The organism is Vibrio sp. S234-5 (assembly GCF_000960595.1).
Lineage (GTDB): Bacteria > Pseudomonadota > Gammaproteobacteria > Enterobacterales > Vibrionaceae > Vibrio.
Map to the genome: position 1 here is coordinate 256300 of NZ_JZAM01000360.1, position 24158 is coordinate 280457.

Sequence of the window (24158 nt, forward strand, 5' to 3'; positions counted from 1 at the left end):
ACATATCATTAGTCACTTAAAATATTGAAAATGAGCTATCTTCATCTACGATAACAAGATTGCGTAGACCTTGGTCATCAACCGCTTCCAAACGCAACTTTTCATTACCAAAGTTTCTATCTAAATAGCTTTTGATTGAAGCCTCTGCGACTCGGTAAATAGCATCTAAAGAAGCCACCTGAGCTTCGTAATTCGCCAAGTATGTTGGCGTAACTAGCGCTAAAGTATTATTAGCACTCCACAGGCCATCATAAGCCAGTGCAGATTGAATAGCTGACGAATAAAGATTGCTTTGATCACTCTTGTCATTGCTAAACATACAACCCATGTCGTCTAAAGCAAAACAGCTGCCTGTCCAAACCATGTCTCCGGAAGTAATAAGTTTATCTCTAGCCCCCCATAAATGACCATAAGTAATAAAGCCAGGATAAGAAGACTCAAACTCATTTTTCAAAGCTGCTATCCATTTAGCCGTACCCGATTTGCCGTTGCGAAGTGTAGAGACAGCAGCATCGCTGGCTAAAGCAGCCTGCAAAACGTCATCATCTGTGGACTGTAGTGCCGCAGCGCTAATCAAGCCTTTGAGATGTGCAGCACGCCCGACTAAATGTTCGTTTAGCTCAGAACGGCTATACTGAGAAATAATAAAGATATCCGATTTTTTTATCTCTTTAATCATTTGCTCTGCTAAAACGTTAGACTCATCGGCATAGTAAGTTTTGCCCAAGATATCAATTTTCTGTGTATATCCTGGAAGGTAATCCTCACTAATAGATATATAGCGCCCCATCTCATACGCTTCAGGTTTGTAATCATCCGTGCGGAAACTGTCGTACTTGTAAATTGAATACAAGAAGCTTTTCGCTGCCGATGTACCACCACTACGATTGGTGCCGTACCAACGGTTCAAAATCCACGAAAGTCGACTTGGTGTCGCTCGTATCTCTGAACTATTCCACTGTGGATCGTAGCTGATGCCTGGTACTGCGTTACCATTTGCATCTACAAAAACATACGGATCGGCTATGTGACCAAATTCCTTAGCTAGTTCTGATGCTTTAGGAAGAGGCTTACCCGTAGCCCAATGATCTACCAGAGCTTTTATCTCATCTCGAACTCCAGGCAAATCAATCAGAGCAAAGTCTACACCTCGCAAACCAGATGGTTGGAACAAGCTTTCAATCGCTAAAAGTTTATCCATCCAAATACCAAGGTGCTCGACTTCATAGCCAATATACGAAGCGTCTTCCTCACTCGGACGATTACTAAATGTCACTTTATTCAAGAAATCGCCATGTTTAGACTCTGCTACAACGCTGTAAGCAAATCGGTATGAATTTCCGTTTGTAGGGCTGGTATAGTAGCGGTACCCACTTTCTACTGCTGCTTTCAGATCAGTATCAAAACACGACTCTGGCAGCTTGAACTTCGAGGTATAGACCTCACCAGCTACTTGCCCTGCGAGCCAGTTGGTAGAACTCAAAGACCAATCTGAATTGCCAGACCAGTTTTCTAAATAAGAACCATCAGCTTGTTTCAATTCTTGCTTAGTATGCAAGATACACTGCTTCTCAGGAGTCTTCAGAATGTCCAAGTAGAAATAGGCTTGTTTGTATGCTGCTTTAGCAACGTCACACGTCGCCTGTTTTGTTGCCGTACTGACATCAGAGCAAGCCTGAGCTGGAGTCTGGTAGTCCCCAGTAAAATAAGCTTGGTAATAATCATCAACCACCATATTCATTCTACCGAATGAATTCCACGTGCTGAAAAGTTTGCTCAAATAGCGGTTGTTTTCGTTAAACTCTAGGCGGTTTCGGCGAGAGTTGACCAGATCAGAGCGAGTTTCATAGCGTTCGATATAGGCATCCGTAATCGCTTCTATTGACGTCCCTTCATCAAAGACTAGACAGCCCGTTTCTGTCGTCGCACGCCCTCTACCATCCGTACAATAGCCAAATTCTTTCAGCTGTAAACCTTGAGACTGCAATTCATAACCCTGTTCTAAACTGGCAAGTGCAGAAGGTTGTGACAAATTTGAACGTTTCACTTTGTCAAACGGAGCGAGATCAACAAACTTGATCTGAGACTCATCACGTTTAACCGCCAAGATTTCTTCTTTTGTCTGGCTGTCTTCATCGATTTCTGGGTGTACTTCGACTTTACGTTGGTAGGCGAAACGAAGTGCAGCGCGGTCATACAAACCATAAGCAGGATGCACGTTGATCTCTGATGGCGTGTAGTCCATGATTGATGACGTAGCTGACACTCCTTTTAAACCAAGTGATCTAGCTTGAGCTTCAGTAAAGAAGTTGTCACCATCAAACGAGCCTTTGAAGTTATGGCGTAAACCAAGGTTGTGGCCCACCTCATGCACGAGGGTGGTTAGATATTGGTGAGTAGAAATTGCTCGGCTGATTTTCGCACGTTGTGCTAAGTCCAACTCATCCCACATCTTAAGCTTGCGAGCATCTACTGGCACTGAACTGTCGACAAACATGCCTTCTTCAAAAAAATCCAGCTCTGTAATATCGGTTTTATGAGCGACCATGCTTGCGGAAATACCAGCATATTCCGCTGGGAACATGTTGTTCGCCATCATTTGCTCAAGTGCGGTTTTTCTTGAAAGAATATCCGTTTCTTGAAGTGATTCATCTTCAGCAATTGTCTCGCTATATTGTTCCTGAGCTTTAAAAATACTTTTTTGTAATTCTTCAATACTCGCAGGTTGACCAACTATTGAGTTCTCTGCCAAGTTAACCAGTTGAAGTCCTTCCGTTAAAGGTGCGGATGATTGCGAGCCATATGACTTAACATCTTCAGGCTTTGCTAACTCTTTTTTGTTATACAGGTCAGCAAGCTCATCCCATGCTGTGCCAACACCCATTTGTGCTACACCCGGATACATAATGGTATAAGCACTGAGAATTTCGCCCGTTAACGGATTCGAGGTACTTGGACCAAAACCCAGCAAACCAGATTCACTTGCTTCAGGAACGATATGGATCACGTTTGTACGCACATTGCCAACCCGAACGTTGCTCGGTTCTGTGGCATCTTTGTTTACTAAGACTAGTTCTGGTACGAGTCTTCCATTTGGAGAAAACTTATCAACTAAACTTTTATTGATGTACTCAAAGCCCTTCACTGTGGCATCTAGCCAAACTTTGTTGACCAAATTGCCATTGGCATCCTTGCGAAAGAATTCGTCACTTAAATAGTATTCGATTTTTTCTTTACGGGGGTCAAAGCGGTTAACGAGATAGCCTTCATAGCCTTTTTGATTCTCAATGTAGTTTGGATCCAGCTTTTCGTATGCAGTTTTAAAAAAGCCAAACCGATGATGTTCTGAAAGATCGTAGTGGATAGGTTGATAGCCTTTCGAAGCAACAACATCTAAACGCACAAGAGAAAAGAACTCTGTCGCCGTTTCTGGCTGTCCATTACGCCCGACCAAATTGTGCTCGTATTCAATATTGATGACTCCATTCTTGGGGTTAAACTCCACATGAGTCACTGTCGTCTCTTTTTTATCTTCCAAATAATATTTGAATAGATACTGAGCATCATCAATAGTCACTGTTTCAAAATCCGGCGTAAAATGTGTTTTTTGCCACCAACGCACATTAGGATCAGAAACTTCAGTTTCTTTGTTAGTACAATCGCCATATGAGTCTTCATCACACTCATAGGATTCATATTCCCCACTGAGGCTGAAAAGTCTACGGTTTACGTTTTGACGTTGTTCAAAACGTGTCACTTCTCCTTCGAAGCTAATATCGCCCTCTAGGAGATCACCCACCAAACCATCTTTGGTCAATTTAAGCTGAACCAAACGCTCACCATTAATATAATCATACATATATGGTGTCGTTCCAGACGTACGAGAAACATCGCCAAGTGATTGTTGGAATATCCAAATACCATCTAGTGGGATTTCATATGCGTCTCTTTCGTTCGCTGCTTGAATTTTAATAGGCGAATTAGATGTAATATTAGCAATCGTTGTTTGATTACTGTCTTTATCCAAATATTCATATGCTTTATCATCTGCACCGCACCCTGCTAATGCGAGAGCGATAGCCGATGCTAACACCACTTTCCTAAATGTCATGTTTGTGTCCTATTTTTTAATTGTTACTTCCTAGAAGGAAAATGTTAACGTTGCTATATATGATGCTTTGTCTTGGTCGAAAAGATCGATATTACCTAACGTACCCCGTTCAGCATCTTGATACACTCCTGAGGTGGCTGCTTCCAAAGATGCAGACCAGTTATCACTAAAGCTATACGCCCCCCAAACAGAGGCTCCATAACTCCAACTTGAGCGTCTTGTTCCTTGATAACTTATTGTATTTCCACCAAGAATGGAGACTCCCGCAGAAAAGGATTCCCATGATTTGCTCACACTAGTAGACAGCGAATATGTCCACTCGGTAAGTGACTTACCGCCAGCTGTTTTATATTTATGAAAATTCTTTCTCAAACGAGGAGAAATACTAAAGTCAATGTCCCACGCTGTTAGCGCGACAGGAACCGAAAGACGAAACGCTGTTTGCAATTCGTCTTTTTCAGAGGATTCGGAGGTCGGAATAGTGAATTGTCCACTTGCACCAATTTTTCCAGTCTCACCAAAATTGTAGAGATTCGAATAGCTCAGACCTAGAACAGAATCCGTCGCGTAAGTGCCGGTTTCGTCCTCAAAGGCTCGATATCCACCAGTCGAAAAGTAAACTTTGGTGTTACTAGATAGCTTGTAGCTTAGATCACCACTCCAAGAGAGATTGCGAACAGAACGATGGTCATCTTTGTTGTAAATGTTGGTATCGTAAGATAGAGAGACGGCTCCACTCACATTACAAACAAAACAAGATGCGCTCTCTTCAGTTTTGGTCGATTCTGCCCCGCTGTTGTCAACCGTATTATCCTCATCGGCCAAGGCTGAGGTTGAGAATAATGCGGCTAATATCACAGCAAGTGGCGTCACCTTCCACTTTGTTGTGTGCTGCATACTTTTTAACTTCCATGAAAATTAAGTTTATTAGAATAAACTTAAAGTTAAACAGTTTATCAATTTTAAAATGCACGTGTCCTTCGTGGCATAATAACCTCGATAAACCTCTTAACCGCAAAGCGTATCTTTGCGATTAAATCCTTATTAATCTTTTGCTAATGTAATTAATACTAAATCAATTGAATTAATCTGTATTTTAAAAAAGCGCTTCGGCTTATATAGCTTCGCTAGGAAATTTTCCGAGGGAGTTCTCGCTTTTTCTTTCTATACTTTGGATGAGTAATTGGTATAGCAGAAAGCAATTTCTTTGTATATTCATTTTGTGGGTTATTATACAGTTCAATCGATTTTCCATATTCCACTATTTTTCCAAAGTACATGACGGCAACATTATCGGATACTTGTCTCACTACAGATAAATCATGAGAGATAAATATCATGGCCAGATTCATTTCTTGCTGCAGTCTTAAGAGTAAATTAATAATTTGTGCCTGTACGGAAACATCCAACGCCGAAACAGATTCATCACAAATAAGTAATTTAGGTTTAAGCGCAATAGCTCGGGCAATACCAATACGTTGACGCTGCCCACCAGAAAACTCATGCGGATAACGGCTGACCGCATTCGCTGGTAGACCGACTTTTTCAAGTAGTTCAACTACCCACTGTTTGCGCTCTGCCGCCGTGCCCACTTTATGGATAATAAACGGCTCTTCCAAAATCATGCCAACGGTATGGCGTTGATTGAGCGACTCGAGCGGGTCTTGAAAAACAATCTGCATCTCTTTACGTAAAGGACGCATCTCTTTCGGGCTGAGTTGGGTAATATCCCGCCCTTCAAAATAGATTTTGCCTTCAGTGGGCTCGAACAATTTTAAAATGGTTCGGCCCAAGGTGCTTTTACCACACCCCGATTCGCCCACGAGACCAAGCGTTTCACCACGTTTAACCGAGAGAGATACCCCATCAACGGCTTTGACTGTGTACCCTTTAGCAAACAATTTTTTACCCGAAATAAAGTGTTGCTTGAGATTGTCGATTCTCAATATCTCTTCCATGCTCATCCTCTGAATTCCGGAAATTTGCTGATATCGATGGGTTTAATCTCAATCAACTGTTTAGGGGCATGATCTAGGCTCGGCATGAGCCCCATTAAGCGCTCTGTGTACGGGTGCTTGGGGGCATCAAACAGTTCAAAGACGTCCGCATACTCGACGATTTTCCCTGCATACATGACTGCAACATCGTCACAAATCTCCGCTACCACCCCGAGATCGTGAGTGATAAAAACGACGGCCATACCCGTTTCCTGTTGCAACTCATTGATCAGATCGAGAATTGATGCCTGTACAGTCACATCCAGCGCTGTAGTCGGCTCATCACAGATCAATATTTCAGGCTTGCAAGCCAACGCCATAGCGATCATGACACGTTGTCTCATGCCGCCAGAAAGGTTATGGGGATACTCATCCAAACGCTTTTCCGGCATCGGGATATGCACTTTTTTCAGCATCTCCAATGCATGACTGCGGCGCTCACTGCGGCTTAATTCTGGGCGGTGCAGTTTAAGCACTTCCATCAATTGTTTGCCGACCGTGTGCACTGGGTTCAGTGCCGTCATAGGGTCTTGGAAGATGATAGAAATGCGATCACCACGCATGGCGTACATTTCTTGTGCCGGTAACACAGCCAAGTTTGTCCCACGGTAAAGGATCTCGCCACCGATGATTCGCCCGTAAGGTTTTGGCAATAACCCCATGATGGACATCGAGGTGACACTTTTGCCGCATCCTGACTCACCCACAAGGCCCAATGTGCGGCCTTTTTTGACATCAAAACTGACGCCATGCAGTACTTGCACAGGCCCGCTATCCGTTAGAAATTCAGTCTCTAAGTTTCTGACACTTAGTACAACTTCACTGTCCATCTTCCTGACCCTATATCCTTTGGTTACAGCTTAAATCTGTCGTCAACAACCGTGACTTCAGGGAACGTCTTGCTTGCTTTCATCGCTTTTTCTGTCTCTTTCTTCACATCCTGATCGATCCAGAAATTGCCGATGTCCATAGGATGGAAGAAATCTTCGGTTTTCTTCGTCATTGGGTTTGCTGGCATTTTCAGCCAACGCCAGTGAATTGCACGGGTGTAGGGCACCATATATCCAGGAACAATAATGGCAGCGTCACTAACGTAATCCTGTATTTGATGAGAGAGCTGGTAACGTTTTTGCTCATCAAACTCCGCATCATAGGCTTCGATCAACTTATCCAATTCAAGACTGCTGAAGTTCGTGTGGGCGTTGGTTTGCGGTTTATTCGCGTTGTCCGAATGGAGGTATTCCCAATAAGCCGGAATTTCACCCGACCCCATATTGAGGAAAGCCAGTTGATGCTTTTTCTCCAAAATGTACTTAAATGCCGATGAGCCATCGACCAGATTTAAGGTAAACTCCAAGCCTGCGAGTTTGGCTTGCTCTTTCAGATAAGCAATACGCGGCGTCCAACTTTGGTAACCGTAGGTGATGGCAAAAGACAAGCGCTGACCTTTGTCATTTATACGAATACCGTCAGGGCCAATCACGCTAAAGCCCGCTTTTTCAAAATGCGCTATCGCTTTCTCGGCGCTAAATTCTGGCGCTTTATTGTCTGCTTTGTCGTATTCACCATGGCCAAATCCGAGGCCGTGGGGTTTGCGTGAATAATCACCACGCATGATGTTTTCGATCATGCCATCGTAGTCAGTGGCAAACATTAACCCTTTGCGCACTTCTAAGTTATCAAGCAGCGGCATGGCGGTGTTGATCCACAAACCACCCGCGCCTTGCGAAGCTTGATTGAATCCCCAGAATTTATGAATGTAACCGTTTTTGAAGCCTTCAGAATCTGCTTTGCTGTGCCAATATTCGGGCAACACCATATCGAAAAAGTCCAAATTGCCTTTCTCGAAATGTTTCAACGCGATGTCTTGGTCACGAATGATGCTGATGCGTACTTTGTCAACATTGTAGCGATTTTGGTAGTAACGATTGTGGTAACCCCACCAGTTCTTCACATGCTTAAAGGTAACACGCTTACCTTTGTCCACTTCATCCATGTAGTATGGCGCCGTGGTTGGCTCAGCTTTGAAGTTGTAAGCACGTACGAAATCGTCCGGCATACCGTCGTTGTTCTCGTCTTTAGCACCTTTGAAAAAGTGCTGTGGACGCGGCTGTAAGCCGTTGCTTGGCATGTTGATCAACACCATCAAGGCATCGGCGCTTTGTGCCGTCGACGTTTTGATCGCGATAGTGTAGTCGTCAAACTTCACCACTTCTTTGATGCTGTTAGTGAAGAAATCGTTATACCAGGGATCAATAATGTCTTTCGATTGGTAGTATTTCATCATAAAGACATAGTCGTCGGCGGTTACTTTCTCACCGTCTGACCACTTAGCGTTTTTGTCCAGTTTGAAGTAAACCGTTTTATTGTCAGCATCAAACGCCCACGCCTCCGCTAATTGCGGGATCCACTTACCTGTGTTTGGATGACGCTGAGCCAATTTAGGCGCTCCATCCATAAAGTAGTGACGCAGACCGGAGTTGGCATCAGGGCCAACGCTACGCAATGTTTGTGGGAAACTGGTCAAGTATGTGCGCAGTGTTCCGCCCTGTTTTGCTTCCGGTGAAGCGAATAGCGGTTCCTCGGTATTGCTGACCCAAGTGATCTCAGCAGGCAAGCTCTGTGCGTGAAGATTAAAACTGACTGCCGCTAACGCAGCAAAAACGGACAGCGCCACTCTATTATTTTTCATTTCTGTTTCTTCCTTGTTTTGGCGTTTCTATACGTATCTGGTGAATTTCTTAGGATCAAATGCCGCGCGGATCGCTTCGCCAATGAACGTCACCATAACGAGAATGGCGACGATGGAAGTGACCACGGACGAGACTATCCAAGGTGAATCCAGATTCGACTTTCCTTGTTGTAACAACTCACCCCAACTTGGCGTTGGTGGCATCAGACCTAGCCCCAAATAATCCAGTGCGGTCAGCGCAGTAATATTCCCGGCAATGGTAAACGGTGCGAGCGTGACAATCATCACCATGGTATTTGGCAAGATGTGGTGCATTAAAATACGCCATGTAGACGCGCCCAATGCTTTCGCTGCCAGAACATATTCTCGAGCCGACTCTTTATAGGTCATGGTACGCATGTACCACGTCATCCCCATCCAGCCAAATAATACGTTTATGGCCACAAAGAGGGCAAAAGTCGGTTGCGTGATGGAGACCAAAATCATGATGACATAGAGAAAAGGCACCATAGACCAAATTTCGATAAGCCGCTGAACAAAAAGGTCGAACTTACCCCCAAAGAAGCCCATCGCACAGCCGACAACAGTGCCTATGGCATAGGAGACCGCCATCGTCACCAGAGCGAACCCCATCGCAGTTCGAAAGCCATACACCAATCTGGCAAGAATATCGCGGCCAATCACATCGGTACCGAGGTAGTGTTTGGCTTGGGCATCTGGTGCAACGGGCGGGAAATCACCGCTAAAATCCTGCTCGTAAGGGTTCCATGGCACCAGTGGCATCAGCACGAAATTGGAGCCACCTTCTTGTTCAAATTGTTTTTTCAAGCTGCGGTAATCCGTCTCGCTTGAATAGTCCAAGCCAAAATCACTGCCTGGGCGAACATCACTCACCACAGGGAAAAACCAATCGCCGTTATATTTCACTACCAGCGCTTTGCTGTTGACGAGAAATTCAGCAAACAGCGAAAGCACCAGCAAAGTGACCAAGACGATAAATGACCAGTAACCACGCTTAATCTCTTTAAATGCACGAATTTTCTTCTGTGTTAAAGGGCTTACATTGATCATCATGCGCCGAACCTCACTCGTGGATCCGTTAGCGCTACGCAGAGATCCGATAAAATATTTCCAACCATCAACATGACTGCATTAATTGCCACAATTCCCATCACAACGGGATAATCCCGTTCAATGATCGATTCATAACCGAGTAAACCGATACCATCGATATTAAAAATAACTTCAATTAAGAAGGAGCCCGTCATAAAGAACAACAATGAATTACCAAAGTGGCTAGCAATGGGAATTAAACTATTCTGCAGAGCATGTTTACGTACCGCTTTTTGAAATGGTAGACCTTTGGCAATCGCGGTACGAATATAATCGGAAGACAGATTCTCCATTAGGCTGTTTTTCATCGTCATGGTTAAGGTGGCAAAATCACCAATTAAATAGCAGATGAGAGGTAATATTGCGTGCCACATGATGTCTTTAACTTGCTCTAAGAGTGTTTCATAATCGGAGAAATCATCCCCGACAAATCCCCCCATTGGAAACCATTCAAGGTTATAGGCGAAAACAGTAATAAGAAAAACACCAACCACATAACCTGGTAAAGCATAACCAACGAAGATCAGAATGGAAGAGGTTGAATCAAATACAGAGCCGTGTTTGATCGCTTTAAAATAACCAAGAGGGATGGAGATGAAATAACTGATAAAAAAGGTCATACCACCGTAAAACAGCGAAACAGGCAGACGCTCAGCGATCATCGTACCAACGGGTTCGTAATAACGTGTCGATTCGCCGAAATCTAAAACCAATAATCGACTAAGCCACTCTGCGTACGCTTCAAAGACGGGTTTATCTAAGCCGTAAAATGCATTAAGTTCGGCCATTTGCTCTTCAGAAAGGGCGGAGTTATTTCCTGCAACATTGACGGTCGCGGTGTCATTGCCAGAATGCATGCTTGCTAACATACGCTCTACTGGACCGCCAGGGACAAATCGCGTAATCGCAAAAATGAGGATAGTGATGCCGAGAAACGTAGGGACAATTAAGGCCATACGTCGAAGGATATACGATAACACCTACAATGAGCTCCATGCTGTGACAAATCAGTTCCAAAAGTTGCAACAATCCCGTTGCAACAAAATCATGACCAAGCAGAAGGTACTCGATCACCTCAGCCGCCATGATTTGACAGCTAAGCACGCATTTAAAACAAAATACTGAACTGATATCAAATTCGAAACTGCTAATATGCCTGTCACATTAGCTTCACATCTTGAATAGATAATCACGGATTTTTTCTATCTTTCTCTCCTGTACTATTGAACTAGTCAATAGTTTCCCTTTTCATCAAGGTTTACCGAACTATCTCCTCCAGCAAAAGCAGAAAATGCACAAATAACATTCATTATTTGTGCATTTTTATGCATTTAAAACTTTTTATAAATATCCGCAAATAATGCGATCTATTTCACACTATACCTTCATAAGTATCACATGGCGAACCTATGAAACTAGAGAAGACTTGTATTTATAGACTCTAGTACATCTGCTGGATTTGCCGCTTGAGTGATTGGTCTGCCAATCACTAAGTAATCGGATCCCGCTGCGATTGCCTCAACCGGAGTCATAATACGTCGTTGATCCCCTTGCTCTGAGCCCTGAGGACGAATACCTGGAGTAACTAATTTAAACTCTTGCCCTAAATTTTGTTTCAATAGCGTTGCTTCTTGTGCCGAGCAGACTACACCGTCCAAACCTGCATTTTTTGTCAAAGAAGCCAAACGCATCACTTGCTGCTGAGGTTCCATATCTAAGCCAACACCTGCCAGATCGCTCTGTTCCATGCTGGTCAGCACAGTAACCCCAATTAAAAGCGGCCTTTCTTTTCCATACGGCAGTAGAATCTCTCGAGCAGCGCTCATCATACGTTCACCGCCACTGGCATGCACGTTTACCATCCATACCCCTAACTCCGCGGCCGCCCTCACTGCTTTGGCACAGGTATTTGGGATATCGTGAAATTTCAAATCCAAAAAGACGGAAAAACCACGCTTATGTAATTCACGAACGAAATCCGGACCAAATAGTGTAAACATCTCCTTGCCGACTTTCAGGCGACATGACATGGGATCAATTCTATCCACAAAGGCAAACGCGTCTGCTTGATTGTCATAGTCTAAAGCCACGATAACTTTTTGGTCGATCATTTCATCTCCTAATATGCTCATTGCTAAAAAAATGCAGCTGGTATTGTGATACCAACTGCATTAAAACTATTCACCGTCCAATCCTCGGATTGGCTTAATCGTCCCCCACCCCTTACAAGAAGGGCAATGCCAATACAGTGAGTGTGTGGAAAAGCCACATTTTCGACATCGATAGTGAGGTTTAACTTTCAGTTGTTCACCGACCATGGCTTGCAAGGTGGTTAAACTCTCTTTTGCTCGTCCTTCTTCCGCTTCCGTGAGGTGGTAATCCATCAAACGGTAGAAGCCTTTCATGGTTGGGTTTTTAATCAGTTGTCTGGTGAGCAAATCTTGAGCAGCGGCAACGCTATCGTGATGCGCGATAAGCTGAGCTAGCATCAATTCTGCCGATACGCCCGCTTTCTTATTGATACATTCGCGAAGAAATTCAACCAGCTCATCTTCTTGCCCTAAGTGATGGTAGCACTCCGCCAAAATGGGTAATGCTTCGCTGACAAAGTCGGGATCTTGCTCCAACACCGCTGTCAGGTACTGGATGGTTTTGCGATACTCTTCATTATCGAGATATATTCGCCCAAGCGAGATCGAAGCACGAACACATTGAGGATCTTCTGCTAAGGCTTTCTTGAAATAGCCAATGGCTTTGGTGCGATTGCCATCTTCCTGTTCCAACATCGCCAGTTCACACCAGTAATGCGCGATACTTTTACGAATCGAAGTTTTGCCTGTTTTGAGTAACAGATGGGCATAGTGAATGGCTTTTTCCCACTCACGAGTCTGTTGATAGATGCTCACCAACTGCTGTAAAGCCGCATCACGATGATCCGGTTCTTCGACAAGTTGCTCAAAAATCTTTTCTGCCCGATCCAAAAAGCCGGAAGCCATGTAATCTTTCGCTAACTGCTGCAGCGCTAAGTTTTTTTGATCCAATGTCAGGCCGGAGCGAGAGATAAGATTTTGGTGAATACGAATCGCACGATCAACCTCGCCCCGAGAGCGAAACAGATTGCCCAGAGCTAGATGCGTATCAATCGTTTCATTATCGACCTGTAGTAGCTCGATGAAGTGATCTACCGCTTTATCTGATTGATCAGATAAGAGTAGATTAAGACCCGTCATGTACTGCTGGGAGATCTGATGGGAGTGTTTCCGCTTGTCATCCTGTGCGCTACGATGGCCCATATACCAACCGTAAGCAGCCGCAATCGGGAGTAACAAGAAGAGTAATTCAAGCATTCAGCTAACTTGTCCTTAGGCTTGCTTTTCCACTTGGGTATTCTGCTTTTTCAACTGCTTGTTCAATTTGCGCAGTTTCAGTTGCATCTTAAATTGGATGCTAGCAAAGATGGCCCAAGAGAGAGCAAATCCCGCAACAAAAACCACGCCAAGCAAAGTTGATAAATGGAAGTCACCTTTTGCTAAAAGATAGTTAAATGTAACAACTTGCTGATTTTGTGAGCCTAAAGCCAGAGCTATAAGAAAGAGAGCTATAACAGCAATGATTTTTATAATTTTCATGTTTCATCACCCTTTGAGAGTTAGCCGATAGATTATGCAGGAAAACGTTTCTCCAGACCACGGATAATAACAATTATCTAATCATAAAAAAGCGGCATACACTAAGTATGCCGCTTTTAGTCAATATTCTGTTCATTTAGCCGAGATTTACGCGCTCACGTAACTCTTTACCCGGTTTAAAGTGTGGAACGTGCTTACCTTCCAATTCCACTTTGTCGCCCGTTTTAGGATTTCGGCCAACTCGTGGCTCACGGTAATGAAGTGAGAAACTACCAAAACCACGAATCTCAATACGATCGCCACTTTCTAAAGTCGAAGCCATGTGCTCCAGAATATCTTTGACAGCATCTTCAATCTCTTTCGCTGACAGATGCGTCTGTTCAGCACAGAGTCTTTCAATCAACTCAGACTTAGTCATAGTTTCCCCTTCGAGTCATTTTATCACTCATTATAGTAAGTAATATCAATTCCAACAAACACTTGCTACAAAATGTAGTGAAAAATCCACCACCAAACTACCTCTTTTAAGGGTAAGTGTAGATTTATCAGCAAAACTATCAAGACCTTGTGTAAATATCTTCTGAAATCAATACTATGATTTTTAACTTATGTGACGCGCAGACAAAAAAAGGAGCCTTTCGGCTCCTTTTTTAAGACGTAGATTATTCGCCTTTAGCTGCTTTGAAAGCGTCAGCCATTGCATTACCAAACGCAGCGTCGTCCGCTTTGTTGATAGTTGCCATTGCTTCTTGCTCTTCAGCTTCGTCTTTCGCTTTGATAGACAGGTTGATTACACGGTTCTTACGGTCAACGCCAGTAAATTTCGCTTCAACTTTGTCACCAACGCTCAGGATCAATGATGCATCTTCGATACGGTCACGTGATACTTCAGAAGCGCGGATGTAACCTTCAACACCATCTTCTAGCTCGATGGTTGCGCCTTTCGCGTCAACTGCAGTTACAGTACCGTTTACTAGAACGCCTTTCTTGTTGTCAGCTACATAAGCATTGAATGGGTCATTTTCCATTTGCTTAACGCCTAGAGAAATACGCTCACGCTCAGCGTCTACAGCTAGAACTACTGCAGAGATTTCATCGCCTTTCTTGAATTCACGAACTGCTTCTTCTCCTGGTACGTTCCAAGAGATATCAGACAGGTGAACTAGACCGTCGATGCCGCCATCTAGACCGATGAAGATACCGAAGTCAGTGATAGACTTGATCTTACCAGTAACTTTGTCGCCTTTAGCTTGAGCTTCAGCGAATGACTGCCATGGGTTAGCTTTACACTGTTTCAGACCTAGAGAGATACGACGACGTTCTTCGTCGATTTCCAGAACCATAACCTCAACTTCGTCGCCAACATTAACAACTTTAGATGGGTGGATGTTCTTGTTAGTCCAATCCATTTCAGAAACGTGTACTAAACCTTCAACGCCTTCTTCGATTTCAACGAAACAGCCGTAGTCAGTTAGGTTAGTAACGCGACCAGACAGTTTGTGACCTTCTGGGTAACGTTTAGCGATTGCTACCCATGGATCTTCGCCTAGTTGCTTCAGACCTAGTGATACGCGAGTGCGATCACGATCGAACTTAAGAACTTTAACTAAGATCTCGTCACCAACGTTAACGATTTCAGATGGGTGCTTAACGCGCTTCCACGCCATGTCAGTGATGTGTAGCAAGCCGTCAACGCCACCTAGATCTACGAACGCACCGTAGTCAGTTAGGTTCTTAACGATACCTTTAACTTCGCTGCCTTCTTGTAGAGTTTCTAGAAGTTCATCACGTTCTACGCTGCTTTCAGATTCGATAACAGCACGACGAGAAACAACGACGTTGTTACGCTTCTGATCAAGTTTGATAACTTTGAACTCTAGCTCTTTGTTTTCTAGGTGAGCAGTGTCACGGATAGGACGTACGTCTACTAGAGAACCAGGAAGGAAAGCACGGATACCGTTTAGTTCAACAGTGAAACCGCCTTTAACTTTACCGTTGATGATACCAACAACAGTTTCAGCTTCTTCGTAAGCTTTCTCAAGAACGATCCAAGCTTCGTGACGCTTCGCTTTCTCACGAGAAAGTTGAGTTTCACCGAAACCGTCTTCTACAGCGTCCAGAGCAACGTCTACTTCAGAACCAACTTCAACTTCAAGTTCGCCAGCAGCGTTCTTGAACTGTTCAGCAGGGATTGCAGACTCAGACTTAAGACCAGCGTCAACAAGAACGTAGCCGTTTTCGATAGCAACTACAGTACCTTTAACGATAGTACCTTGTTGGAATTGGGTCTCGCTTAGAAACTCTTCAAAGAGTTGAGCAAAAGATTCAGTCATTTATTTAATCTTCAAAAAATTAAACTTCCATGGGTATCCTACCGCATGGGGTTATTAAATTCGCCAATCATCATCCTTGCGATCAACGTTCTTCACTGACTCAGCAGAATTACTCAGCCAGCTTCGATTCGATATATTGTAGTGCTTTTTCGACCACTTCGTCGATACTCATCGACGTAGAATCGAGCACAAGCGCATCCTCTGCAGGGCGTAATGGCGCCACTGGGCGGTTACGATCTCGGTCGTCACGCTCTTGGATCTCGCTCAAAAGGTCGTCAAATCTAACATCTAACCCTTTATCTTGCAACTGTTTAAGGCGTCGATGCGCACGCTCTTGTGCGCTGGCATCAAGGAAAATTTTGGCCTGCGCTTGCGGGAAAACAACGGTACCCATATCGCGACCATCCGCCACCAAACCTGGAGCCGTCTCAAAGGCGCGTTGACGACGTAATAGCGCTTCACGCACTCGTGGCAATGCTGCAACTTTTGACGCCGCCATGCCGGTTTCTTCTTTACGCAGCTCTTTAGAAACGTCTTCACCCTCAAGAATGACCTTGACCAAGTCGCCTTCAGCAATAAATTGTACGTCAAGATGAGTGGCTAGCGGGACAAGTGCATCTTCCGACTCGGTATCCACACCATGATGAATCGCGGCCAATGCTAAAACACGGTAAATTGCGCCAGAATCTAACAGTTGAAAGCCGAGCTTTTTCGACAGCAACATACAAAGAGTGCCTTTACCCGCACCACTTGGTCCATCTACGGTGATCACCGGAGTCTGAGAGGACATGTTCTTCTCCACTTTGTTTTCTTTCTTTGGGCGTATGCCCCATATCAGCGGCGCATATTATAGAGCGAAACCGCTTCTCGGGCGAGGACAAAAGCTGTGTAAAGCATTGCACATGGAAATGCTTTCTCAACGCGATGGCAAAAAAGAAAAGCGGCGAAAGCTTTTACTCTCACCGCTAGAGGTTTTACAGGCTGATTTGCTCAGAGCTGTCGCTTTAACATGGCTCTTTTACAAGATGGGCTTTTGCCCTCTTTCGACCAATTTCAGCAGTACGCCATCGGCCACCTTGCCAGCGACGCCCGCTAATTTATCGGCTAACTTTTTCTTTTGCGTATAGTGAATTGAAAGCACCGTTTTCTCTTTACAAGCGGCCACAATCAGATCATCGGAAGTGGCAATCTCATCGACTAAGCCAAGCGTTTGTGCCTGAGTACCAAACCAATGTTCGCCAGTGGCTACTTTATCTAGATCTAATTCCGGACGATGCTGACGAATGAAATCTTTAAAGAGTCCATGTGTTTCTTCCAGCTCTTGCTTGAATTTGTCTCTGGCTTTGTCGGTGTTCTCACCAAACATAGTGAGGGTGCGCTTGTACTCACCGGCCGTTAACTGCTCGAACTCGATATCATTTTTTTTCAATAACTTATTGAAATTAGGCAACTGTGCAATCACCCCGATCGAGCCGACGATCGCAAATGGCGCAGAGACAATCTTATCGGCGATACAGGCCATCATATAGCCGCCACTGGCTGCCACTTTGTCGACCGCGATGGTCAAAGGCAACCCGGCCGCTTTAATGCGATCCAACTGCGAAGAGGCCAGCCCATAGCCATGAACCATACCGCCACCGCTTTCCAAGCGGAGTAACACTTCATCTCCGGGTTTTGCGACTGCTAAAATCGCGGTCACTTCCTCTCTAAGCGAAGCCACTTCTTTTGCATCAATACTGCCATGAAAATCAATCACAAACAGATGCGACTCGCGTTTACTCTCTAAACGTCCCTCTTTGGCCGCTTTTTTGATCTCTTTACCGCGCGCTTTGTCTTTCTCTTTTTCTTCTTTCTTACTCGCTTTATCGCGAGCCTTGAGAAAAGCGTTATCGTGCAGGTAATGTTCTAAGTGCTCAACGGTATGCTTGTACTGCTCAGATAGATCCGTCACTTCCAGTTGGCCTTTTCTCGAAGATGATTTGCTACTGACTGATTTGACCAGCACCAGCAGCACTACCACCGCAACAATAAAGGTGACAACTTTGGCCAAAAACAGGCCATAGTCCAATAAAAATTCCAATGTGATACCCCCTAAAGTGTGAATTAGTGTATTGTAACCATCTTGTCACGATTACCAAGACTTTCCGTTGCATATCTGTTTGATTTTGCAACATAGGAACCATACAAAAATCAAGAAGGATTGAGCACGGTGGACTATTCAACCTCTGCAGATGCCCTGAACAATAAAGTGATTCTGGTAACAGGTGCTGGTGCTGGCATTGGTCGCCAAGCAGCCCTAACCTACGCAAAACATGGCGCGACCGTTATCTTATTAGGCCGCAACGTCAAAAACCTCGAAAGTATTTACGATGAAATCGAAGCGGCGGGTTACCCTCAAGCGGCAATTATTCCGCTCGATCTCAAGGGCGCGAGCAAGCAAAACTACATCGATATGGCGGAGACCATTGAAGGCCAGTTTGGTCGCTTAGACGGCCTACTACATAATGCTGGCGTGCTCGCTACATTGAGCCCGTTTGATCAGATCAGCGAAGAAGACTTTGACGATACGATGCAAATCAACGTCAAGGCGGAGTTTCTGATGACACAAGCGCTGCTGCCCTTATTGCGTAACGCTGAAGCAGGGCGAATTATTTTTACTTCATCAACGGTGGGTCATGTAGGGCGCTCTTTCTGGGGCTCGTACTCTATTTCTAAGTTTGCCGTTGAAGGTATGATGCAGATTCTGGCTGACGAAATGAGCAATACGCCGATACGTGTGAACGCAATTAATCCGGGCGCTACCCGTACCCGCATGCGCGAAAAAGCTTACCCTGGCGAAGACGCAAATAGCTTGAAAACACCGGCAGACTTGATGCCGCTTTATCTGCACTTGATGGATCCAGCCACACAAGTCAATGGTCAGTGCATTGATGCTCAACCAAAGCGTTCATAATCGCCTCTCACTGTTTGAGTAACTCTCTACCTTTGGGCCGCAGTACTTTCGTATTGTGGCCCTTTTCATTTTTACCGCTAAATTTTCTTGCCAGTTTCTCTTGCATCAATATACTGTATTTATATACAGGTGTAATTCTATGCAAGATATCATTCAAACTTTAAAAAATCAGCACTTAATCTGGCAAGCCGATCAAACCTCGACTGAGCAGAGTGACATTGTCATAAGCTCAGGCTATACCGAGCTAGATCATCTACTTGGTGGCGGCTTTCCTTCTCACGGCGTGGTGGAGATAGAGTCTAAGTTGGCGATTGGCGAGCTGCGTTTGCTGACATCCTTGTTGCAACAACGCTTCCAAGAAGGCATGGTCGTTTTGCTGCAACCACCAGCTCAGGTTAATGCCGCCTTTTTAGCTTACTTAGGCTATCCGTTAGCAGAAACGCTGGTTCTCCTGCCTGACTCGGAAAAAAAAGCATTGTGGGCGGCAGAACAATGTTTAAAAAGTGGCGCTTGTCGCTGCGTTCTGCTGTGGCAAAACGAGCTTGAAATTCATCAGGTAAAACGGCTCCAAGTCGCCAGTGAACAAGGCGCCAGTCTGCTTTTCGTTTTTCGTTTACCGAAACCCATGCGCCTTTCATTACCTCTGTCACTCAGCCTCACTCTACAGCCAAGACCATTTGGCCTCAGTGTTCAGGTGAAAAAGCGCAAAGGCGGTTGGTCGCGAGGTACCACTGAGATCGACTTTCGGCCACTCTTTACATCGTTAACCTTACCGAGCGCGACGTTACCCGATAGCGTGCTTTCTTTTCCTGTGGTTCGAGAGGGCTAGTAGGATGAATCTATGGCTCTATCTCCATTTTCCAGCTTTGCAATTAGACAGTCTTGCTGAGGCAGAGAAGGACGTTGCAATTGCCATCGTCAATAAGCACTCTCACCAAATCATGCAAAGCAATGCGGCCGCCAAAGCAGCCGGAGTTCAGCCTAATATGGGCCTTGCAAGCGCTGCTGCGCTTTGTGCCCATTTGCAGGTCGTGCCTTATGATGCAGAAATTGAGAACAATAGGCTCAAAGAGATCGCCCAATGGCTCTATCTGGTGACCGCCGATCTGGTGCTGATACCTCCGCAAGGACTGTTGATCCGCGCTAGCCATATGTTGCAGTTGTACTCTGGCCTCGCAGGTTACTGGCAAGTTTTATCGGCTCATTTAAAACCGCTTTCACTGCGCTTCCATTATGCTTGTGCTTACTCTCCCCTTGCCGCCATGCTGTTAGCCAAAGCAGGCAATGATTTGCTAAGTGATGATCGTGATGCCATTGCCCTGCGCTTAGGGCAGCACGATTTGCAATGCACTGAACTGTCCGTTGCAACGGTCGAGAAACTGCGCCGCGTCGGGATTAACACCTTAGCGGATTTATTGGCTTTGCCTCTTGCAGAGGTTGCACGGCGTTTTGATATCGATCTGGTCAACTATATCGGTAAGCTGACCGGGCAATTTAAACATCCCGTCGATTTTTATCACCCGCCCGCCCATTTTCGCCAAGAACTTGAGCTACTGTATGAGATTGAAAATGTGCAGTGGTTAGAAAAGCCGTTGAGCAAGTTATTAAAGCAGCTTGAAAACCACCTCCGATTACAAGATCAGGTTGCCTATGAATTAGCACTGACATTGCAACAACGCGAAGGACAGCGCAAGCGCGTTATTTTTACTTCAGCACAAGGAGATTACCTCTGGCACAAGTGGCAAACGCTTGCTTGCCTAACACTGGAATCTTTAACCTTAGACGCCCCCGTAACGCGTTTAACGCTTGAAGTGCAAAGGCAAGGTGAGCATGGGCTCAATAAAGCGGAGCTGTTTTCAAAATCGACTGGCGTTCTATCCGCTGCTGAGCTTTGCTCGCTGTTGCAGGCTAAACTGGGTAACGAGGCCGTTGTACAACCTTCCCTTAAGCAAGATCCACGGCCAGAAAAAGCCACCGACTATCGGCCCGTTTTGCAGTCGTCCCCGCATCTCCTTCCTGATTGCCATGCATTGCGACCTAGCTTTCTTCTAACCACTCCTGAGGTTTTGCGCCAACAAGTCGATTTAATTCACGGGCCAGAAAGAGTGGTCAGCGGTTGGTGGGATGGCGATGATGTCATGCGCGACTACTTCATCGCCCGAACTCACGATGGTCAGTGGCTGTGGATCTTTCGCGATCAGCAGCAGCGCTGGTTTGTTCATGGACTTTTCTGTTGATTGACGATGCTTTACGCCGAACTTTTTTGCCAAAGTAACTTCTCTTTCCTCACTGGCGCTTCGCATCCAGAAGAACTGGTTTTACAAGCGGATTTTCTCCGTTATCACGCCATTGCCATCACCGATGAATGCTCACTAGCCGGTGTCGTGCGAGCTCATACCGCGATCAAAGAGCATCAACTCAACATCCGTCAGATAGTTGGCAGCATGTTTTGGTTAAGCGGTGAGTGCCAATGCCTGTTGTTGTGCCCGGACCGCCTTGCGTACGCTGAGTTATGCCGGATTATTACTAACGCCAGAAGGCGCTGCACTAAAGGAGAATATCAGTTATCGGAGTGGGACTTGATGGCTGCCAAGCACTGTTTGATCCTTTGGTTGCCTTGTGGGAAAAGCCGCGATCTGCATTGGGGAAGATGGTTGCAACGCCACCATACTTCCCGGCTCTGGATCGGGTTGCAAAGACATCTGCATCATGACGACCAAACGTACCGCGAGCATTGTCTATCTCTAGCCAAAGAGCTCAATCTACCTATCACGGCTTGTGGCGGCGTACTCATGCATCACAGCGAACGTTTGCCCTTGCAACACACCTTAACGGCCATTCGCCAAGGCTGTGCTGTCGAAGAGCTGGGGGCGGATAGATTAACCAATGCCGAGCGCAGTTTGCGCGACGCAGGGAAACTGCAAAAACTTTTCAAAGCCGAATGGCTAGCCGAAAGTGTACAGATTGCTAAACGCTGTACCTTCAGCCTTGACGAGCTGAGATATCAATACCCAAGTGAACTGATCCCTGATGGCTTTACCCCCGACGGCTATTTACAGCACCTCGTCCATGCGGGCAAATACCGCCGTTTTCCCAACGGCGTACCTGCTCATATCGAGGAGACCATTAGCAAAGAATTGGCATTAATCAAAGAGCTCCAATACGCCTTTTTCTTCCTCACTATTCACGACATCGTGATGTTTGCCAAACGGCAGAACATTCTTTATCAAGGCCGGGGCTCAGCCGCGAATTCTGTCGTTTGTTATTGCTTGGAAATTACCTCGGTCGATCCTCGTCAAATCTCAGTCTTGTTCGAACGTTTTATCAGCAAAGAACGCAATGAACCGCCTGATATTGACGTCGATTTTGAACATGAACGCCGCGAAGAAGTTATCCAATACGTTTACCGCAAATACGGTCGAGAGCGAGCAGCGATAGCTGCAACCGTGATCACCTACCGCTTCAAAAGCGCGCTACGAGAAGTGGGCAAAGCACTTGGGCTTGAAGAGACTCAGCTAGAGTTTTTTATTAAAAACATTAATCGCCGCGATCGCTCGCTCGGCTGGCAAGCACAAATTGTTGAGCTTGGTCTCAAGCCTGATTCACTCAAAGGGCAGCATTTTATTCACTTGGTTAACGAGATTATTGGCTTTCCCAGACACCTCTCTCAGCATGTGGGCGGCTTTGTCATCTCCGCAAGCCCACTGTATGAGCTGGTACCGGTGGAAAACGCGGCTATGCCGGCAAGAGCGATCATTCAATGGGATAAAGACGATCTTGAAAGCCTGCGGCTACTGAAGGTCGACATACTGGCGCTAGGCATGCTGACGGCGATCCGACGCTGCTTTCAATCGATTCAACATCACTACCACCGTACGCTTTCCCTCGCCGAGATCACCCGCCTGCAAGACGATCCTCAGGTGTACAAGATGATCCAACGTGCTGATACGATTGGTGTCTTCCAGATTGAATCACGCGCTCAAATGAGCATGCTGCCACGCTTAAAACCAGCCAATTATTATGACTTGGTGATCCAAATTGCGATAGTTCGCCCAGGGCCAATCCAAGGGGATATGGTCCACCCATTTTTAAAACGGCGGCGCAAAGAAGAAGCCGTGACTTACCCATCCAAAGAGGTACAAGCGGTATTAGAACGCACTTTAGGTGTGCCAATATTTCAAGAGCAAGTGATCAAACTGGCGATGGTCGCCGCAGGCTTTAGCGGCGGTGAAGCAGACCAGCTACGTCGTGCGATGGCCGCTTGGAAGAAAAATGGTAGCGTGTTCAAATTTAAATCGAAACTTATCAATGGCATGCTTGAGCGCGGCTATGAAGCGCAATTTGCCGAACGAATTTTTGAACAAATTTGCGGCTTTGGCGAGTATGGCTTTCCTGAAAGTCATTCTGCCTCTTTTGCGGTACTCGCCTACTGCTCCGCCTGGCTCAAACATTACTACCCTGCTGAATTTTATACGGCTTTACTCAACAGCTTACCGATGGGTTTTTACAGTGCATCACAACTTATTCAAGATGCGCAGCGACATGGTATCGAGGTGTTGCCTGTGTGCGTTAACGGCTCTGAAAAGCAGCACACTCTCGTACGTGTTGGGCAAAGGCCGCTTGCGATTCGCTTAGGGCTGAGTCTAGTCAAAGGGCTGAGCGAAGAAGGAATCCGTCGGCTGATCCAGCACCGCCCGGCACAAGGTTACCAGACGATCAATACGATCAAGCAGACACTTAATCACCAGCGAGATATGGAAAGTTTGGCTTCGGCCAACGCACTGCACAGCATTTCTGGAAATCGCTATCAGACTCGCTGGCAAGTGATGGATTCATTGAGCGACTTACCCCTATTTTCCAGCATGGTGAGTGCTGACCACTCGCTTCACTCCACGCCGAGTGACTACCAGAATTTGATTGAAGATTTTGCATCCACGGGCGTTTCTCTTGGCCAACATCCCATCACTATGCTGTCACGGGCCGGAATTTTGCCCAAATTCGTACGTTGTCAGGAGCTAAGCCAGCTTTCCCATCGCTCTGCCGTGACCGTCGCAGGTTTAGTAACGGGTCGCCAAGCACCGGGCACCGCGACGGGCGTGACTTTTGTCACCTTGGAAGATGATACTGGCAATATTAACGTGGTCGTTTGGCAAGCCACCGCAAGAGCGCAAAAGCACGCTTATCTTTCTGCAAAGGCGCTGATGGTGAAAGGCATTTTAGAAAGAGAGGGCGAGGTCATTCATGTGATTGCAGGCAAGCTCATCGACCTGACACCACATCTGACAGAACTGAGTACTCACTCGCGTGACTTTCACTAATCCATATGTCAC

The 24158-nt window shown here is 45.6% G+C and carries 18 protein-coding genes; 4 read left to right on the forward strand and 14 right to left on the reverse strand.

From position 1 onward, the window contains the following. Window positions 1–16: 16 nt before the first annotated feature. From UF06_RS20240 to sohB, 14 genes are all read right to left on the reverse strand, one after another. On the reverse strand, window positions 17–4111 hold the full coding sequence (locus tag UF06_RS20240; RefSeq protein ID WP_045572021.1) for a zinc-dependent metalloprotease: 4095 nt from the start codon (window positions 4109–4111) through the stop codon (window positions 17–19). Window positions 4112–4141: 30 nt separating this feature from the next. Beyond that, a complete protein-coding gene (locus UF06_RS20245; protein WP_045572022.1) occupies window positions 4142–5008 on the reverse strand; it encodes a hypothetical protein in 867 nt (288 codons plus the stop codon). 230 nt (window positions 5009–5238) lie between these two features. Continuing rightward, entirely contained in the window at window positions 5239–6069 is an 831-nt protein-coding gene (locus tag UF06_RS20250; RefSeq protein ID WP_045572073.1) for an ATP-binding cassette domain-containing protein, read from the reverse strand. Between the two features lie 2 nt (window positions 6070–6071). Further along, entirely contained in the window at window positions 6072–6938 is an 867-nt protein-coding gene (locus UF06_RS20255) for an ABC transporter ATP-binding protein (RefSeq protein WP_052702602.1), read from the reverse strand. Window positions 6939–6961: 23 nt separating this feature from the next. Further along, on the reverse strand, window positions 6962–8800 hold the full coding sequence (locus UF06_RS20260) for an extracellular solute-binding protein (RefSeq protein WP_045572023.1): 1839 nt from the start codon (window positions 8798–8800) through the stop codon (window positions 6962–6964). Window positions 8801–8827: 27 nt separating this feature from the next. Continuing rightward, window positions 8828–9871: an ABC transporter permease subunit gene (locus UF06_RS20265; protein ID WP_045572075.1), complete on the reverse strand. Its 1044-nt coding sequence runs from the start codon at window positions 9869–9871 to the stop codon at window positions 8828–8830. Then, window positions 9871–10893 (reverse strand): ABC transporter permease subunit, encoded by a 1023-nt coding sequence (locus UF06_RS20270; protein ID WP_082069789.1) that lies wholly within the window; start codon window positions 10891–10893, stop codon window positions 9871–9873. The genes UF06_RS20265 and UF06_RS20270 overlap by 1 nt, the downstream gene beginning before the upstream one ends. Before the next feature lie 435 nt (window positions 10894–11328). Beyond that, window positions 11329–12024: an orotidine-5'-phosphate decarboxylase gene (gene pyrF, locus UF06_RS20280; RefSeq protein WP_045572026.1), complete on the reverse strand. Its 696-nt coding sequence runs from the start codon at window positions 12022–12024 to the stop codon at window positions 11329–11331. A 66-nt stretch (window positions 12025–12090) separates the two neighbouring features. Then, window positions 12091–13260 carry a lipopolysaccharide assembly protein LapB gene (gene lapB, locus UF06_RS20285; protein WP_045572027.1) on the reverse strand — a complete coding sequence of 390 codons (1170 nt, stop codon included), beginning with the start codon at window positions 13258–13260 and terminating at the stop codon, window positions 12091–12093. A 15-nt stretch (window positions 13261–13275) separates the two neighbouring features. Next, a complete protein-coding gene (locus UF06_RS20290; protein WP_045572028.1) occupies window positions 13276–13542 on the reverse strand; it encodes a lipopolysaccharide assembly protein LapA domain-containing protein in 267 nt (88 codons plus the stop codon). Window positions 13543–13678: 136 nt separating this feature from the next. Continuing rightward, entirely contained in the window at window positions 13679–13960 is a 282-nt protein-coding gene (gene ihfB / locus UF06_RS20295) for an integration host factor subunit beta (protein WP_039429764.1), read from the reverse strand. 244 nt (window positions 13961–14204) lie between these two features. Continuing rightward, window positions 14205–15875 carry a 30S ribosomal protein S1 gene (gene rpsA, locus UF06_RS20300; RefSeq protein ID WP_045572029.1) on the reverse strand — a complete coding sequence of 557 codons (1671 nt, stop codon included), beginning with the start codon at window positions 15873–15875 and terminating at the stop codon, window positions 14205–14207. Window positions 15876–15984: 109 nt separating this feature from the next. After that, window positions 15985–16665: a (d)CMP kinase gene (gene cmk, locus UF06_RS20305; protein ID WP_045572030.1), complete on the reverse strand. Its 681-nt coding sequence runs from the start codon at window positions 16663–16665 to the stop codon at window positions 15985–15987. A 228-nt stretch (window positions 16666–16893) separates the two neighbouring features. Next, window positions 16894–17955 (reverse strand): protease SohB, encoded by a 1062-nt coding sequence (gene sohB, locus UF06_RS20310; RefSeq protein ID WP_045572031.1) that lies wholly within the window; start codon window positions 17953–17955, stop codon window positions 16894–16896. Window positions 17956–18084: 129 nt separating this feature from the next. On the opposite strand from sohB, the gene UF06_RS20315 reads away from it, so the two are divergent. The 4 genes from UF06_RS20315 (at window position 18085) to UF06_RS20330 (ending at window position 24146) form a co-directional block, all read left to right on the forward strand. After that, a complete protein-coding gene (locus UF06_RS20315) occupies window positions 18085–18828 on the forward strand; it encodes a YciK family oxidoreductase (protein ID WP_045572032.1) in 744 nt (247 codons plus the stop codon). 139 nt (window positions 18829–18967) lie between these two features. After that, the gene (gene imuA, locus UF06_RS20320; RefSeq protein WP_045572033.1) at window positions 18968–19657 is read left to right on the forward strand and encodes a translesion DNA synthesis-associated protein ImuA; all 690 of its coding nucleotides are present in this window, start codon (window positions 18968–18970) and stop codon (window positions 19655–19657) included. 4 nt (window positions 19658–19661) lie between these two features. After that, entirely contained in the window at window positions 19662–21065 is a 1404-nt protein-coding gene (locus UF06_RS20325; RefSeq protein ID WP_045572034.1) for a DNA polymerase Y family protein, read from the forward strand. A 6-nt stretch (window positions 21066–21071) separates the two neighbouring features. Continuing rightward, a complete protein-coding gene (locus tag UF06_RS20330) occupies window positions 21072–24146 on the forward strand; it encodes an error-prone DNA polymerase (protein WP_045572035.1) in 3075 nt (1024 codons plus the stop codon). Window positions 24147–24158: the final 12 nt, after the last annotated feature.